The sequence below is a fragment of the Spectribacter acetivorans genome, assembly GCF_031846305.1.
GTDB classification, from domain to species: Bacteria; Pseudomonadota; Gammaproteobacteria; order Nevskiales; family Salinisphaeraceae; genus Spectribacter; species Spectribacter acetivorans.
Window position 1 is genome coordinate 105,599 of the sequence record NZ_JAVRHY010000005.1, and the last position, 15,331, is coordinate 120,929.

General features: G+C 66.7%; 16 protein-coding genes. All 16 read left to right on the plus strand.

Translation table 11 applies throughout. From position 1 onward, the window contains the following. Window positions 1–4: 4 nt before the first annotated feature. Window positions 5–1,144 carry a flagellar biosynthesis protein FlhB gene (flhB, locus tag RM531_RS07205; RefSeq protein WP_311658339.1) on the plus strand — a complete coding sequence of 380 codons (1,140 nt, stop codon included), beginning with the start codon at window positions 5–7 and terminating at the stop codon, window positions 1,142–1,144. A 3-nt stretch (window positions 1,145–1,147) separates the two neighbouring features. Then, complete coding sequence (flhA, locus tag RM531_RS07210; protein ID WP_311658340.1) at window positions 1,148–3,232, plus strand: flagellar biosynthesis protein FlhA; 2,085 nt, start codon at window positions 1,148–1,150, stop codon at window positions 3,230–3,232. Window positions 3,233–3,263: 31 nt separating this feature from the next. Next, window positions 3,264–4,505 (plus strand): flagellar biosynthesis GTPase FlhF, encoded by a 1,242-nt coding sequence (flhF, locus tag RM531_RS07215; protein WP_311658341.1) that lies wholly within the window; start codon window positions 3,264–3,266, stop codon window positions 4,503–4,505. Then, window positions 4,492–5,388 (plus strand): MinD/ParA family protein, encoded by an 897-nt coding sequence (locus RM531_RS07220; protein ID WP_311658343.1) that lies wholly within the window; start codon window positions 4,492–4,494, stop codon window positions 5,386–5,388. The genes flhF and RM531_RS07220 overlap by 14 nt, the downstream gene beginning before the upstream one ends. Continuing rightward, window positions 5,385–6,140 carry an RNA polymerase sigma factor FliA gene (locus tag RM531_RS07225; protein WP_311658344.1) on the plus strand — a complete coding sequence of 252 codons (756 nt, stop codon included), beginning with the start codon at window positions 5,385–5,387 and terminating at the stop codon, window positions 6,138–6,140. The genes RM531_RS07220 and RM531_RS07225 overlap by 4 nt, the downstream gene beginning before the upstream one ends. Continuing rightward, window positions 6,137–6,529, plus strand: a complete 393-nt coding sequence (cheY, locus tag RM531_RS07230) for a chemotaxis response regulator CheY (protein ID WP_311658346.1) — start codon at window positions 6,137–6,139, stop codon at window positions 6,527–6,529. The genes RM531_RS07225 and cheY overlap by 4 nt, the downstream gene beginning before the upstream one ends. Next, entirely contained in the window at window positions 6,526–7,170 is a 645-nt protein-coding gene (locus RM531_RS07235) for a protein phosphatase CheZ (RefSeq protein ID WP_311658348.1), read from the plus strand. Before cheY ends, RM531_RS07235 begins: the two co-directional genes overlap by 4 nt. After that, the gene (locus RM531_RS07240; protein WP_311658349.1) at window positions 7,171–9,084 is read left to right on the plus strand and encodes a chemotaxis protein CheA; all 1,914 of its coding nucleotides are present in this window, start codon (window positions 7,171–7,173) and stop codon (window positions 9,082–9,084) included. A gap of 2 nt (window positions 9,085–9,086) precedes the next feature. After that, the gene (locus RM531_RS07245) at window positions 9,087–9,830 is read left to right on the plus strand and encodes a flagellar motor protein (RefSeq protein WP_349255417.1); all 744 of its coding nucleotides are present in this window, start codon (window positions 9,087–9,089) and stop codon (window positions 9,828–9,830) included. Next, window positions 9,827–10,741: a flagellar motor protein MotD gene (gene motD, locus RM531_RS07250; protein ID WP_311658351.1), complete on the plus strand. Its 915-nt coding sequence runs from the start codon at window positions 9,827–9,829 to the stop codon at window positions 10,739–10,741. Before RM531_RS07245 ends, motD begins: the two co-directional genes overlap by 4 nt. A gap of 6 nt (window positions 10,742–10,747) precedes the next feature. Continuing rightward, the gene (locus RM531_RS07255) at window positions 10,748–11,527 is read left to right on the plus strand and encodes a ParA family protein (RefSeq protein ID WP_311658352.1); all 780 of its coding nucleotides are present in this window, start codon (window positions 10,748–10,750) and stop codon (window positions 11,525–11,527) included. After that, window positions 11,524–12,039, plus strand: coding sequence for a chemotaxis protein CheW (locus tag RM531_RS07260; RefSeq protein WP_311658353.1), 516 nt, complete (start codon window positions 11,524–11,526; stop codon window positions 12,037–12,039). The genes RM531_RS07255 and RM531_RS07260 overlap by 4 nt, the downstream gene beginning before the upstream one ends. 124 nt (window positions 12,040–12,163) lie before the next feature. Next, a complete protein-coding gene (locus RM531_RS07265) occupies window positions 12,164–12,466 on the plus strand; it encodes an STAS domain-containing protein (protein ID WP_311658354.1) in 303 nt (100 codons plus the stop codon). A gap of 16 nt (window positions 12,467–12,482) precedes the next feature. Next, the gene (locus tag RM531_RS07270; protein WP_311658355.1) at window positions 12,483–12,845 is read left to right on the plus strand and encodes a response regulator; all 363 of its coding nucleotides are present in this window, start codon (window positions 12,483–12,485) and stop codon (window positions 12,843–12,845) included. Window positions 12,846–12,855: 10 nt separating this feature from the next. Then, window positions 12,856–14,808 carry a chemotaxis protein CheA gene (locus RM531_RS07275; RefSeq protein ID WP_311658356.1) on the plus strand — a complete coding sequence of 651 codons (1,953 nt, stop codon included), beginning with the start codon at window positions 12,856–12,858 and terminating at the stop codon, window positions 14,806–14,808. A gap of 12 nt (window positions 14,809–14,820) precedes the next feature. Beyond that, window positions 14,821–15,312 (plus strand): chemotaxis protein CheW, encoded by a 492-nt coding sequence (locus RM531_RS07280; RefSeq protein WP_311658357.1) that lies wholly within the window; start codon window positions 14,821–14,823, stop codon window positions 15,310–15,312. Window positions 15,313–15,331: the final 19 nt, after the last annotated feature.

Here is a 15,331-nt window from a genome sequence, read left to right on the forward strand (position 1 = left end):
TCCGATGGCACAACAAAAACCTGCCGCCGAACGCACCGAGGCGCCGACGCCGAAGCGGCGCCGTGATGCTCGTAAGGAAGGCCAGATTGCCCGCTCCCGCGAGTTGGGCGCGCTGGCGCTGGTGGCGGCCGGCATGCTCGGCATGGGGGGATTCAGCGGCTGGGCGGGGCATCAGGCCCTGGCCCTGCTGACCGGTGGCCTGCGTCTGGATCGTGCGGATGCACTCGACAGTCATGCTCTGACCGAGGGACTCGCGGCCGGATTGGCCCAGGGACTCTGGCTGATGGTGCCGCTGCTGGTGATGACCGGGGTGGCGGCAATTGCCGCGCCGCTACTGCTGGGCGGGTGGAATTTCAGCTGGAAGGCCACCGCGCCCAAGGGCAGTCGCCTCGACCCCCTGCAGGGGATCAAGCGCATGTTTTCCGCCCGCAGCCTGACCGAACTCGGCAAGGCGTTTTTGAAGTTCGCGGTGCTCGGCGGGATCACCGTGCTCTATGTCGCCGTCTACGGCGACGAACTCCTGCAGCTGTCCGTGGCCCCCGCGGCCAGCGGCATCGTGCGCGGCCTGCAGCTATGCCTATATCTCGGATTATGGCTGCTGGGCGGGCTGGCCCTGATCGCGTTGGTGGATGTGCCGGTGCAGATCCATCAGCACACCAAGGAATTGCGCATGACCCGGCAGGAGGTCCGTGACGAACTCAAGGACACCGAGGGCAAGCCGGAGGTCAAGTCACGGCAGCGCCAGCTGCAGCAGGCGGCGGCCGGGCGTCGCATGCTCGAGGACGTGCCCACGGCGGATGTGGTGGTGACCAACCCGACCCACTTCGCGGTGGCGCTGAAGTATGACCCCGACACCATGAGTGCGCCCCGGGTGGTTGCCACCGGGGCCGACCATCTGGCTGCCCGCATTCGCGAGCGTGCGATCCAGCATCGGGTGCCGATGGTGTCCGCACCGCCGCTGGCCCGCGCCCTGTATGCCTCGGCGGACGTGGGCCAGGACGTGCCGGTGATGCTCTACACCGCGGTCGCACAGTTGCTGACCTATGTCTTCCAGTTGCGGGCACATCGGCCGGGTACGCCGGGACCCGATCTGCCCCGATTCGATCTGCCTGATGCGCCGGCGGGCGCACCCTCACCGGAGTAATCCATGGCCGACGCCGTCGCCTCTTCGCCATTGACCCGCATTTTCGCCCTGCGGGGTTGGCTCACGCGCGGCCTGGGCGTGCCGGTCATGCTGCTGGTGATGCTGTCGATGATGGTGGTTCCGCTGCCGCCGATTGCGCTGGACGCCTTCTTCAGTTTCAACATCGCGCTGGCCATCGCCATTCTGCTGGCAGTGATCTATGTCATGCGGCCGCTGGATTTCACCGCCTTCCCCACGGTCCTGCTGATGGTCACGTTGTTGCGGCTGGCCCTGAACGTGGCCTCAACCCGCGTGGTACTGCTAGAGGGTCACACCGGCCCGGATGCCGCCGGCCAGGTCATCCAGGCCTTCGGCGAGTTCGTGATCGGCGGTGATTACGCCGTGGGTCTGGTGGTGTTCGCCATCATCACGCTGATCAACTTCGTGGTGGTGACCAAGGGCGCCGAGCGCATCTCGGAAGTCAGCGCCCGCTTCACGCTGGATGCCCTGCCGGGCAAGCAGATGGCTATCGACGCCGATCTCAACGCCGGTTCCCTGACCCGTGAGGAGGCGGCCGCGCGTCGCGAAGAGGTCCGCCAGGAAGCCGATTTCTACGGCTCCATGGATGGCGCCAGCAAGTTCGTGCGCGGCGATGCCATTGCCGGCCTGCTGATTCTGTTCATCAACATTTTCGGTGGTCTGGCCATCGGCATGCTGCAACGCGGATTGCCGGCCGGCGAGGCCCTGCAGGTCTATACGCTGCTGACCATCGGCGATGGGCTGGTGGCCCAGGTACCGGCGCTGCTGCTGTCCACTTCGGTTGCGATTCTGGTCACTCGCATGTCCCAGCCCCAGGACATGAGTGCCCAGATGGTGGGCCAGCTTTTCAGTTCCCCGCGGACGCTGCTGGTGACGGCGGGCGTGCTGCTGGTGCTGGGGCTGATCCCCGGCATGCCCAACCTGGCATTTCTCACGCTGGCTGCGGCAGCCGGTGGCGCGGCCTATCTGCTCCACCGCCGCCGGCAGGCCGAAACCCTGCGCAATGACGAGCCGGTCGACAGCGGTCCGCAGACACCGCGCGAACTGGGCTGGGATGACGTGGCGGCGGACGATGTCATCGGCCTGGAGGTCGGCTACAAGCTGATCCCGCTGGCCGACAGCCGGCAGGGTGGCGAGCTGATGGGTCGGGTCAAGGGCGTTCGCAAGAAGCTCACCCAGGAACTCGGATTCCTGATGCACCCGGTCCACATCCGCGACGACCTGTCGTTGCCGCCCGAGGGGTATCGCATTGCCATCCACGGGGTGCCGGTGGCCGCTGGCGAGGTCCGTGTCGACCGCGAGATGGCTCTCAACCCGGGCCAGGTATTCGGGCCGGTTGAGGGTATCGAGACGCGGGACCCGGCCTTTGGTCTGCCCGCCTACTGGATCGAGCCCGGTCAGCGCGACAGCGCACAGGAGAACGGCTGGACCGTGGTGGACCCGACCACGGTGATCGCCACCCATCTCAGTCAGGCACTGCGCACCCATGCCGCCGAATTGCTCGGCCATGACGAAGTGCAGCATCTGCTCGACAACCTCGCGCGCGCCGCGCCCAGGCTGGTCGAGGACCTCGTGCCCAAGCTCCTGCCGCTGTCGGTGGTGGTCAAGGTGCTCGGCAGCCTGCTGGAAGAGGGCGTATCCGTACGCAACATGCGCGGCATCGCCGAAGCGCTGGCAGCCCACGGTGGCGCCAGTCAGGATCCCGTCACCCTCACGGCGGCAGTGCGCGTCGCGCTTGGCCGGCAGATTGTCCAGGAAATCAACGGCATGGAAGCTGAATTACCGGTGGCGACCCTGGCCGAGCCCCTGGAACGCATGTTGCACCAGTCCCTCCAGGACAGTCAGCACGCCATCGAACCGGGGCTCGCGGAACGCATGCACGACGCGCTCAAGCAGTTCACCCAGCGCCAGGAAACCGCCGGCAGGCCGGCGGTACTGCTGGTACCGGCAGGCTTGCGCGGCATGCTCGCCCGTTTCATCCGCAACAGTGTCAAGGGGCTGCACGTTCTGGCCTACAACGAGATTCCGCCGGATCGGCAGATTCGCATGACCGACTCCGTCACCGGCTAGGGCCGGGGCAAGGGTCGCCGAGGAGAAGTTGATGAAAATCAAGCGTTTCGTGGAAACGGACATGCGGGCGGCGATCCGCCGGGTCCGGGAAGAACAGGGGCCGGATGCGGTGATCCTCTCCAGCCGGCGGGTCGACGACCACGTGGAGGTGGTCGCGGCGGTGGATTACGACGAGTCGCTGGTGCACCAGGCGCTGCAGCAGAACCGGCCCGCCCCTGACGGCGCGCCCGCAGCTGGGTCGCAACCGGCCGCACCCCGGCGCGAGGCGCCGTCTGCCGATGTCGGCAACCGGGCCGACAAGGCGCCGGCGCCGGCCGACGGCAATCCGTCAGCCCAGCGTATCGTCTGGGCCCAGGATCCGCATCTGGCCGAGGTGCGGCGCGATCTCGACAATGTCCGCAGTCTGCTCGAGCGTCAGGTCGGTTCGCTTATTTCTCGCGACTGGTGTCAGCGTCAACCGCACCGGGCCGAAGCCGTTCGTGAACTGGCTGGTATCGGCGTGGATTCGACGCTGGCCCGGGAAATCGCCGAGGCCCTGCCGGAACCCGGTGACGGTCGCCGCCCGGTCAAGGCACTGAGCCTGTTGCGTCAGCGAATCCCCGTGCCGCGCCGGGATCCCTTGCAGGATGGTGGCGTGATCGCCCTGGTAGGCCCGACCGGGGTGGGCAAGACCACCACGATTGCCAAGCTTGCCGCGCGCTATACCCAGCGACACGGCCTGCGGGATGTGGCGCTGGTGACCACCGACAGCATGCGCGTCGGCGGGCGGCAGCAGTTGTTCAGCTACGGCCAGATGCTGGGCATTCCGGTGTTTGCCGCCGACGACAAGGCCGATCTGGCCGCCGTCATGTCGCGGCTGGCGGAACGGACCCTGGTGCTGGTGGACACCGCCGGCATGAGTCCGCGCGATACGCGCCTCGCCGCCCAGCTGGGGATGCTGGAAGGCGCCCGTGATCGATTGCGGACCTACCTTGTGATGGCGGCCAATGCCCACGGGCGCGACCTGCAGCAGGTGATAGAGCGATTCCGTGCCACGCCGCTGTCTGGCTGCGTGTTGACCAAGATGGACGAGGCCACCCGCATTGGCGGCGCCCTGTCCGCCGTCGTTCGCAGCCAGTTGCCGGTGGCCTATGTCACCGACGGCCAGCAGGTGCCTCAGGACCTGCATCGGGAGCGCCCCGATCATCTCATCCTGCGCGCGCTGCGCGCGGCCCGCGAATGCCCGGAACCCCAGAGTTTCGTCACCGAGGAAATCGTGCATGCGTGCGCCTGATTCCAATACCGTGGCCGGCCAGGCGGCCGGGCTGATCCGTCTCCATCCCCACCGGCCCGTCCGGGTCATTGCCGTGGCCAGCGGCAAGGGCGGGGTGGGCAAGTCCACCGTCTCGCTCAATCTCGCCCTGGCCCTGATCCGACAGGGTCAGCGGGTCATGCTCATGGATGCGGATCTGGGCCTGGCAAACATCGATGTCCTGCTGGGTCTGCAGCCGACCTACAACCTCGCCCACCTGATGGAGGGCCGGGTTGGTCTGGCCGACATTCTGCTCGAGGGGCCGATGGGCCTGAAGGTGGTGCCCGCGGCGTCCGGCCGGCAGCGCATGGCCGAGCTGGACCGCGCCCAACTGGTCGGCCTGGTCCAGGCATTCAGTGAGTTCAGCGACGATCTGGATACGCTGGTGGTGGATACCGCCGCCGGCATTTCCGGCTCGGTGGTCACCCTGGCCCAGGCTGCCCAGGAAGTCGTGGTGGTGGCCTGCAACGAACCGGCCTCGATCACCGATGCCTACGCGCTGATCAAGGTGCTGTCGCGTGACTACGGCATCGGCCGTATCCAGGTGGTCGCCAATGCGGTGAGAAGCGCCGCGGACGGACGCCAGGTTTTTGATCATCTGTGTCGTGTGGCGGACCGGTTTCTGGACGTCACCCTGCACTTTCTCGGCACCGTACCTCACGACGAAGCCGTGCGCCGCGCGGTGCGCCAGCAGCGGGCGGTGGTCGAGGCCTACCCGGGTGCGCCGAGCAGCCTCGCCTTCGACAAGATCGGTGAACAGGTCAGCAGTTGGCAGCCCCCGGGTGGCCCGCGCGGAAACGTGGAGTTCTTCGTGGAGCGCCTGCTCGGACGCAGTCCGGCGGCGCCGGCCCTGGTGGGCGCATGAGCGCGGTCGGCGAGTATCGGGCCTGTGGCCAGGCCGAGGCCGGCGATCTGGTCACACGCCACCGCGATCTGGTGCGTCGCATCGCCCTGCACATGCGTGCCCGCCTGCCAGCATGCGTCGAGCTGGATGACCTGATCCAGATCGGCATGCTCGGCCTGCTGGAGGCCGCCCGCAGCTTCGAGTCGGGCCATGGTGCCTGCTTTGAAACCTACGCCGGCATTCGCATCCGCGGCGCCATCGTGGACGAGATGCGCCGCAACGACTGGACCCCGCGGCGGGTGCGCAAGAGCATGCGGGAGGCCGCGCGCGCCATGCGCCAGATCGAACAGCGGGAAGGACGGGCCGCGCGCGACAGCGAAGTGGCCGCCGAACTCGGCATCGACGCCCTGGAATACGCGCGCATGACCGCGGAAGCGGCCAGCGCCAACGTCCTGACCCTGGGCGCTACCGATCACGACGACGGTCAGCCGCTGGAGTTTGCCGCCGAGGATGCCGACCCGCTCGATCAGATGGCTGATCGGGACATGCGCGAGCACATCGCGCAGGCCATTGCGGCGTTGCCCGAACGCGAGCAGCTGATCATTTCCCTGTACTACGACGAAGAGCTCAACCAGACCGAAATCGGTGAGGTCATCGGGGTGAGCTACTCGCGGGTATCCCAACTGCTGGGTCAGGCGCTGCTGCGTCTGCGCAGCCATATCGCCGCGGTATCCGAGGGCCCGGCGCGCCGTGTCAATGAGGTGATGACATGAACAAATCCATGAAGATCCTGGTGGTCGACGACTTTCCCACCATGCGCCGCATCGTCAAGAATCTGCTGGGCGATCTGGGGTACCACAACATCAGCGAAGCCGAGGACGGCCAGGAGGCGCTGCCGATGCTGCGCACCGGCCAGTACAACTTCCTGGTCACGGACTGGAACATGCCGCAGATGAGCGGGCTGGAACTGTTGCAGACCATTCGTGGAGAGGCAGCCACGGCCAGCCTGCCGGTTCTGATGGTGACGGCCGAGGCCAGCAAGGGCCAGATCGTGGCCGCCGCCCAGGCCGGCGTGAACGGTTACATCATCAAGCCGTTCACGGCGGCCACTCTCAAGGAGAAGATCGACCGCATCTTCGAGCGTATCGGGGCTGCGGCATGAGTCAGCCGGGCCGCGAGGCCCTGGCAACCGGGGCCCGTGATCTGCTGGCGGCGATCGAGGCTGGCAGCGATGGCGACATCCATGCGGCGCTGCTGGCGCTCAAGCCAGCGGCGGAGAAAAGCCTGCTGGTGGATGTGGCCCAGATCACCCGGGGGCTGCATGAGGGCCTCAGCCGGCTGGCGCTGGACGCGCCGCTGGCCAAAGCGGCGGACCGGGATCTGCCGGATATGTGCAGCCGGCTGGAGGCGGTGATCCACATGAGCGAGGACGCGGCCATGCGCACGCTCGACCTCACCGAGGCCGGCAAGGCCGAGTTGCGGCTGATCGAGGCCATCCAGCCCAACGCCGACCTCGTGCGTACCGCCACGGCGCGGCTGCGTGACCATCTCAACGGTATCGCCGAGGCTCAGGCCTATCAGGACCTGTGCGGGCAGACCATCAAGAAGGTGATCGGTCTGCTGCGGGAAGTGGAAAACGCACTTGCGGCGCTGCTGGCTCACGCGGGTATCGATGCCGCAAGAGTCGTGGGCGCACCCCTGGTCGACAGCGTTACCCGCGGCCATGGCCCGCGGCTGGCGGGCATCGACGTCGGTGCCAGCCAGGGCGACGCGGACAAGCTGCTGGAAGACCTGGGTCTCTAGATGGCTGCCGATCCGGAACTGCTGGCGGATTTCCTGGCCGAGGCCGGAGAGCTGCTCGATGGCCTGGAGGCCGACGTACTCGGCCTGGAACACGATGCCGATCCGGCCCGCCTGAACGCGGTATTCCGTGCGTTTCATACCGTCAAGGGCGGGGCGGGCTTCATGGCGCTGGACGCCGTGGTGGACGTCTGTCACCGCGCGGAAGAGCTTTGCAATGGTCTGCGCAGCGGCAGCTATGCGGTGACGGCGGAAATGGTTGACGCCCTGTCCGCGGCACTGGAAACCCTGCAGTCGCAACTCGATGCGGTGCAGGCCGGTGAGTCGCCGCCACTGGCTGACCCGGCCCTGCTGGCGGCCCTGAAACCACCTGGCGCCCGGCACACCCCGGCGCCGGTTTTGGCCCCCGCACCGGTAGCTGCCCCGTCTTCGACTGAGGAAGAACACGTTACCGATGCGGCGGTGGATCCCACCGAGGCTGCCGTATCCGACTGGCTGGCGGGCATGTCGCCGCCGGCGGCTGAATCACCCGCAGCCGGCGAGGACACCATTACCGAGGATGAATTCGAGGCCCTGCTCGACCAGCTGCACGGGGGAACGCCACCGGCTCCCACGGCGGTTGTCGCGCCCCCCGATTCCCCGCCGGTTGCCCCCCCCGCCGGTGCGGCGGCGCCATCGCCGGCCCGGGTTCAGGCACCGCTCAAGGCGGCCGAGACCAGCGTGCGGGTCGAGACCCGACGCCTGGATCGGGTGATGAACCTTGTCGGCGAACTGGTCCTGGCACGCAACCGGCTCAAGGCCAGGCGTACCGACGCCGCATCCTCCGAACTGGACAAGGCGATCTCGGCGCTGGATGGCGTGACGTCGAGTCTGCAGTTATCGGTGATGCAGATCCGCATGCAACCGGTTGGTCGTGTTTTCGCCCGCTTCCCCAAGATCGTCCGTGATCTGGCCCGCAAGCTGGGCAAGGAAGTGGAGGTCGAGCTGGTCGGTGACGACACCGAGCTGGACAAGAACCTGGTGGAGTCACTGGCCGATCCGCTGGTGCATCTGGTGCGCAACGCCGTGGATCACGGCATCGAGGACCCGACGACCCGTCAGCGGATGGGCAAACCGCGGGCCGGCCGGCTGACCATCAGCGCGGTGCAGGCCGGGGACCACATTCTGGTGAGCATCGCCGACGACGGTGCGGGCATCGATGCCAACGTGCTGCGCGCCAAGGCGGTGGAGCGTCAGGTTATCGATCGCGAGACGGCAGCCCGCATGGAGATCGCGGAATGCCTGCGAATCATCTTCATGCCGGGTTTCTCCACCCGTGACGCGGTATCCGACGTGTCGGGCCGCGGCGTGGGCATGGACGTGGTCAAGTCGGCGATCGAGTCGCTGGCCGGCCAGGTCGAGATTGTTTCCGAGCCGGGCCGGGGCACCACCATGGAGATCCGCGTGCCACTGACGCTGGCGATCCTGCCCACGCTCATGGCCTCGGTGGGGCCCCGGATCATCGGCTTTCCCCTGGCCACCGTGGGAGATGTCATCGCCCTGGACCCGGCTCGCATGCGCGTGGCGGAAAACCGTCGCGTGCTCATGCTCCCGGACGCCGAACTACCAATCCATGATCTGGCGGACTGGCTTGGCTGTCACCCCCACGAGGCAACCCGCCATGTGGTTATCGTCGGCGCCGGCGGGGAGCGTCGCGGCCTGATTGTGGATGCCGTCCAGGGCCGCGAGGAAGTCGTCATCAAACCGCTGGGTGCACTGCTGGAGGATATCGGTGGACTCTCCGGCGCGGCGGTGACCGGCGACGGCGCGATCGCACTGATTTTGGAAGTCAACGGGTTGCTCAAGGTTCTGGCCCGCATGCCGTCAAGCAGGGCAGTCGAGACGACAGGGACCGAGCGGTCGGGGACGGTGGCGTGAGCCTGGACAAGATGAGTTTCGCCGGCCTGGTGATGGCCGTAGTTGCGGTTCTGGGCGGCAGTATTCTCAAGGGTAGTGGCCTGGGCGCGCTGTGGAGCAGCGCCGCGTTCGTGATCGTTTTCGTGGGGACGTTTGCGGCGGTATTCATTCAGACGCCGTTTCCGACCTTCCGCCGCGCGTTGGTCATCTTGCGCTGGGTATTCTCCCCGCCCGCGCTGGCGCCGGTCGAAACCATGGGCCGGATCGTCGAGTGGTCCAACATCGCCCGCAAGAGTGGTCTTCTGGGGCTGGAAGCCGAGGTGGAGTCGCAGCCCGATCCGTTCGTGCGCAAGGGTCTCCAGATGCTGGTTGACGGGGCTGAGCCCGCCACCATCCGCAGCGTGCTGGAGGTGGAGCTCAATACCCGCGAACACACCGAACAGCAGGCCGCCAAGGTATACGAGGGGCTGGGCATTTACGCCCCCACGCTGGGCATTCTCGGGGCGGTTCTGGGGCTCATGGCAGTGATGCAGAACCTGTCCGACCCGGACAAGCTTGGCCACGGCATTGCCACCGCCTTCGTGGCCACCATCTACGGCATCGGCTCCGCCAACCTGATCTTTCTGCCGATCGCGGCCAAGCTGAAGGGCACGGTCAACGCGCAGTCCCGTCACCGCGAAATGCTGATCGAGGGCCTGGTGGCGATCGCCCTGGGTGAAAATCCGCGCAATATCGAATCGCGCCTTCAGGGCTTCCTCGAGATATGAGCGGGAGCAGCCGCCGGCAACGCGGGCACCAGGAAGATCACGTCAACCACGAGGCCTGGGCCATTCCCTATGGTGATCTGATCACTCTGCTGCTGGCGTTCTTCGTGGTGATGTACTCCATCTCCTCGATCAACGAAGGCAAGTACCGGGTGCTTTCCGACGCCATGATGAAGGCGTTCAACAGTCCGGCGCGCACCATCCATCCGATCCAGCTGGGGAGAACCCGTCAACGGGGTGATGACAGCGATCAGAAAGTCAACATCATCAAGCCGCAGACGATCGAGCAGTCCATCGGCGGTTCCGCCCGAGCCATTCGCCACGACGCGATCTTTCCGCCGCCAATCCCGCTACGAGCCGGCGTGCCGATCGTGGCGTCGCCCGACGGGTCCGGGACGGCGGCCGCCCAGGCGCAGATCCAGGCCGTGGCGGAGCGGATCCGTGAGGCCCTTGCCCCCTTGATCGCTGCGGACATGGTCACCGTCCGGGAGTTGCCTGCCGGGGTGGAAGTGGAGATCAACACCGACATTCTTTTCGTCAGCGGCTCGGCCGAGGTCGAGGATCGGGCCCGGCCGGTGCTGGCGGATCTGGCGGCCGTGCTGTCAGGGTTGCCGAACCCGCTGCGTATCGAGGGCCATACGGACAACGTGCCGATCCGCACGCCCCGCTATGCCTCCAACTGGGTGCTGTCGGCAGCTCGAGCCGCCAGCGTGGTGGAGCTGTTCGCGGCCGAGGGTCTGGCGCCGGCACTGATGAGCGTGCACGGCTACGGCGAGTACCGCCCGGTGGCCGACAACACCACCGCCGGGGGGCGCAACGCCAATCGGCGGGTGGTCGTGCTGGTCCGCACGCTGCCGGACATCCAGGGTTTGCCCGGTGGCCTGGCCGGCCGCCCCGGGCCCACCGCGGGATAACGGCTCATGCGTATTCTCGCGGTGGCCAACCAGAAAGGCGGGGTGGGCAAGACCAGCACCGCTGCCGCGTTCGCAGGGCTCGCCCGCGATGACGGGCCGGTGCTGGTCGTCGATCTCGACCCGCAGGGTTCCCTGACCCACTACTTCGGCCTAGCCCCGGTCGGTGCCGATCGGGGCGTTTACCCGGTGCTGTCGGGCCAGGCAGGCCTGGCCTGCCAGATCCGGACCGCTGTTTGCGAGGGCGTGGATCTGGTCCCCGCCGGCACCGCGTTGGCGTCGCTTGAACGCGAACAGGGGCGTGCCGCGGGTATGGGGTTGCGGTTGATGCAGGCACTCGACAGTGTTGCCGCGGCCTATGCCTGGGCCGTGCTGGATGTGCCGCCGGCGCTGGGCGTGCTCATGATCAACGCACTGGCGGCCGCCGACCATCTGCTCATTCCCACGCAGACCGATCCGCTGGCACGCCACGGGGTGGAAGCCATGATCCGCACGGTGGCCATGGTCAATCGCAGTCGCCCGCAACCGCTGGCGTTCTCCATCCTGCCCACGTTCTTCGACCCGCGCACGCGCGCCGGCAAGGCAGGGCTTGATGCCCTGGCGCAGGCGCATCCGAGTGCGTTGCTGGATACGGTGATACCCATGGATACGAAGGTTCGCGAGGCCGCCGAGGCCGGTCAGCCGATCGGCATGTTCTGCCGCAGCTGCCGGGCGGCGGCTGCCTATCAACAGGCCTGGATGCGGCTGGCGCCGCGGGTTGCCGGGCGCCAGTCGCAGGTAGCGGCATGAGCGCGACCCTCGAAGTGAACTCGCGGGCTGATTCGTCGCTGGCAGTGACCACGGCCGTGCCGGTCAGGGACCGATGGATTCAGTTTGCCATGGGCGATGAGCAGTACCTGATTGCGGTGCTTGAGGTGCAGGAGGTCATGCGCATGCTGGCGGTCACCCCCGTGCCGGGCACGCCGCCGGCGGTGATCGGTGTGATCAACGTACGCGGTCGCATCGTGCCGGTCGTGGATCTGGCCCCGCTGCTCGGGCTGGCGCGACAGCCGGATACCGAGGCCACCCGGCTGGTGATATTCGATCTCGACGACACGGCGGTGGCGCTGCGTGTGGATCGAGTGGCCGGCGTGCGCCTGCTCGACCGGAACGACATTCAGCCACCGCCGGCCGCCGGTATGCGTCCCGGCAAGGTACCTGTTTCCGGCGTCTGCGATATCGACGGCCATATTCTCATGGTGCTCGACCGCGAGGCGCTGGCGGCGGAATTTCGGCACCGCCCCGGTGCGGCGGAAGTTTGACACCCCGGCAACGATTCGCCGTCCCGGATGCGGAGTTGACACCGATGAATCTGATAAATGTGTTTTTAAACAGGTATTTGTTGGATTTTAGCGCCGAGGCACAGCAGTTGCAAGAGGATGAATGATGACCATATCCGAACAACACGCAGAATCGCTTTCGCTGGGGTCCGACCTGTCCGTTCGCACGGCGGGGGGGCTGCGCGATCAGTTGCTGCATTCGCTGTCCATGATGGGCCCCGTGACCCTGGATGGCGCCGAGGTGGCGCGGGTGGACGCGGGCGGGTTGCAGCTGCTCGTGGCCTTCTGCCGCGACCGGGCGGCGGCCGGCGGCACGGTGGCATGGCTGGCACCGAGCGCTGCGCTCATCGAGGCAGCCCGGCTGGCCGGGCTTGCCGAAACGCTGGGTCTGTCCGACCCGACGGGTTAACGGAGAACAACCGATCATGACAAGCATTCTTGCCGTGGACGATTCCGCTTCAATGCGGGAGATGGTCCGCTTCACACTGGCCGAGGCCGGGTTCGATGTCACCGAGGCCGAGGATGGCCAGGCGGCGCTGGAAACCGCCCGGACGCGCGAATTCAACCTGGTACTGGCGGACGTGAACATGCCGCGCATGGACGGCATCTCCCTGGTCCGATCGTTGCGCGATCTGCCCGCCTACAAGTTCACGCCCATGCTCATCCTCACCACTGAGAGTGGCGCCGACAAGAAGCAGGAAGGCAAGGCGGCAGGTGCGACCGGATGGCTGACCAAGCCGTTCGATCCGGACACGCTGGTCGCCACCGTCAACCGCGTACTGGGCTAGGACGAGTCCCGTGGGTATCGACATCGAGCGTTTCCACCAGACCTTCTTCGAGGAAAGCCGCGAAGGTCTGCAGATTCTGGAGACCGGGCTTCTGGCCCTGGATCAGGGCACGGCGGATCCGGACGCGCTCCATCAGATCTTCCGCGCCGCGCATTCGATCAAGGGCGGCGCGGGAACCTTCGGGTTCACCGCAATTGCCGATTTCACTCACGGCGTGGAGTCCACCCTCGACCAGTTGCGGGAAGGCCGGCTGACGCCCGACCGTGATCTGATCGATATCCTGCTTCGGGCGGCGGATGTGATGTGCATGCTGCTGGATGCCGCCCAGTCCGGGGACGACGTCGATATCGATGCGATCACCGCGACCCAGCAGGCGCTGGCCGCCTACCAGCCGCAGACAGCGATTGTGCGCGACGACGCGACTGCGTCTTCGGCCCCGGTGACCGAAACCACCTGGCGAATAAGCTTCCAGCCGCATGAAGCGTTGTTCGCATCCGGCAATGAACCGTTGCGCCTGCTGCGGGAACTATCCGGCCTGGGGGCGCTGCAAGTCGAACCGGATCCGACCCGTCTGCCGCCCCTCGACACGCTTGATCCCGAGGCCTGTTACCTCGGCTGGACGTTGACCCTGACTACCAGCACGGACCGGGCGCAGGTCGAGGAAATATTCGCCTGGGTCGAGGACGAGTGCGATCTGGTGATCGAACCGTTGCCTGCGCCGTCGCCGGAACCGACCGCGGCAACGGCGGAAGGCGATGAACCGCCCGCCCGACGGCAGCCTGCCGCTGGCGGCGAGAGTTCACTGCGGGTGTCGGTGGACAAGATCGATGCCCTGATCAACCTGGTCGGCGAGCTGGTCATCAACCAGGCCATGCTGCAACAGCAGGCCCAGGACCTCGACCCCGTACACAACGAGATGCTGTTATCGGGTCTGTCGCAGCTGGAGCTGCATACCCGCCGGTTGCAGGAAGCGGTGATGGCCACCCGCATGGTGCCCATGGCGTTCGTGTTCAATCGTTTCCCACGGGTGGTACGCGACCTCGCCGGACGGCTGGGCAAGCGGGTACAACTGGAAACGCTGGGGGAAAGCACGGAACTCGACCGCGGGGTGATCGAACGCATCACCGATCCGCTCAATCACATTGTGCGAAACAGCCTGGATCATGGGCTCGAGACCCCCGAGCAACGGCGTGCCGCCGGCAAGCCGGAGACCGGCACGGTCACCCTGGAAGCCAGCCATGAAGGCGGCCATATCGTCATCCGTGTGTCCGATGATGGCCGGGGCCTCGACCGCGCCCGGCTGCTGGCCAAGGCCGCCGAGCGTGGCATCCCGTGCCAGGAATCGATGAGCGACGCCGAGGTATGGCAACTGATCTTCGCGCCCGGGTTTTCCACCGCGGCCGCCGTCACCGACGTGTCCGGCCGTGGTGTGGGCATGGATGTGGTCAAGCGCAACATCACCAACCTGAGCGGGCAGGTGGAAGTCGCCTCGGAAACTGGCCGCGGCACCGATATCACCATCCGGCTACCGCTGACGCTCGCGATCCTCGACGGCATGACCGTCGCGGTCGGGGCAGAAAACTACATCATCCCGCTGCACAGCGTGGTCGAATCGCTCCAGCCCGGCGGCGCTGACGTGCGCCGCCTTGCCGGCAACAGCAAGGTGGTCCGCTTCCGTGAGGAGTTCCTGCCGCTGGTGTCGGCCGCGGCATTCTTCGGCGTGGCGCGGGCAGACGGCGACAACGGTGCAGTCATCGTGGTGGTGGAATCCGGCGGCCAGCGCCTGGCCCTGCAGGTGGACGACCTGCTGGGTCAGCAGCAGGTGGTGATCAAGAGCCTGGAGGCCAATTACCGACACGTGGCCGGCGTGGCCGGCGCCACCATCCTGGGCGACGGCCGCGTCGCTCTTATCCTGGATATCGGCGAGCTGATCGGCGCGACGCGCCGGCCGGCCGCCGCCTGAGCGGAGGGCAGTATGTCCGAGTCAAGCGATCCCCAGCGCGGCGGCAACCCGCCGACCAATGAATTTCTGACCTTCACCCTCGGCGACGAGGAATACGGCGTCGACATCCTCAAGGTGCAGGAAATTCGCGGGTACGAAACCGTGACCCGCATCCCGGAGTCGCCGAACTTCGTCAAGGGCGTGATCAATCTGCGCGGCACCATCGTGCCGGTGGTGGACATGCGGGTGAAGTTCGAGCTGGAAACCGTGGCCTATGACGAGTTCACGGTGATGATCATTCTCAACCTGGCGGATCGTACGGTCGGCATGATCGTGGACGGGGTGTCCGACGTCATCGATCTGACCAGCGATCAGATTCGCCCGGCCCCCGAATTCGGCGGCAGCTTTGACGCCGACTACATCACCGGCCTCGGCGTGATCGAGGACCGCATGCTCATTCTTGTCGACATCGAGCGACTCATGCTCAGCGAAGAAATGGCGCTGGTCGCCGCGGCCGCTGCCTGATCGCGCCCCTTACCGGAGG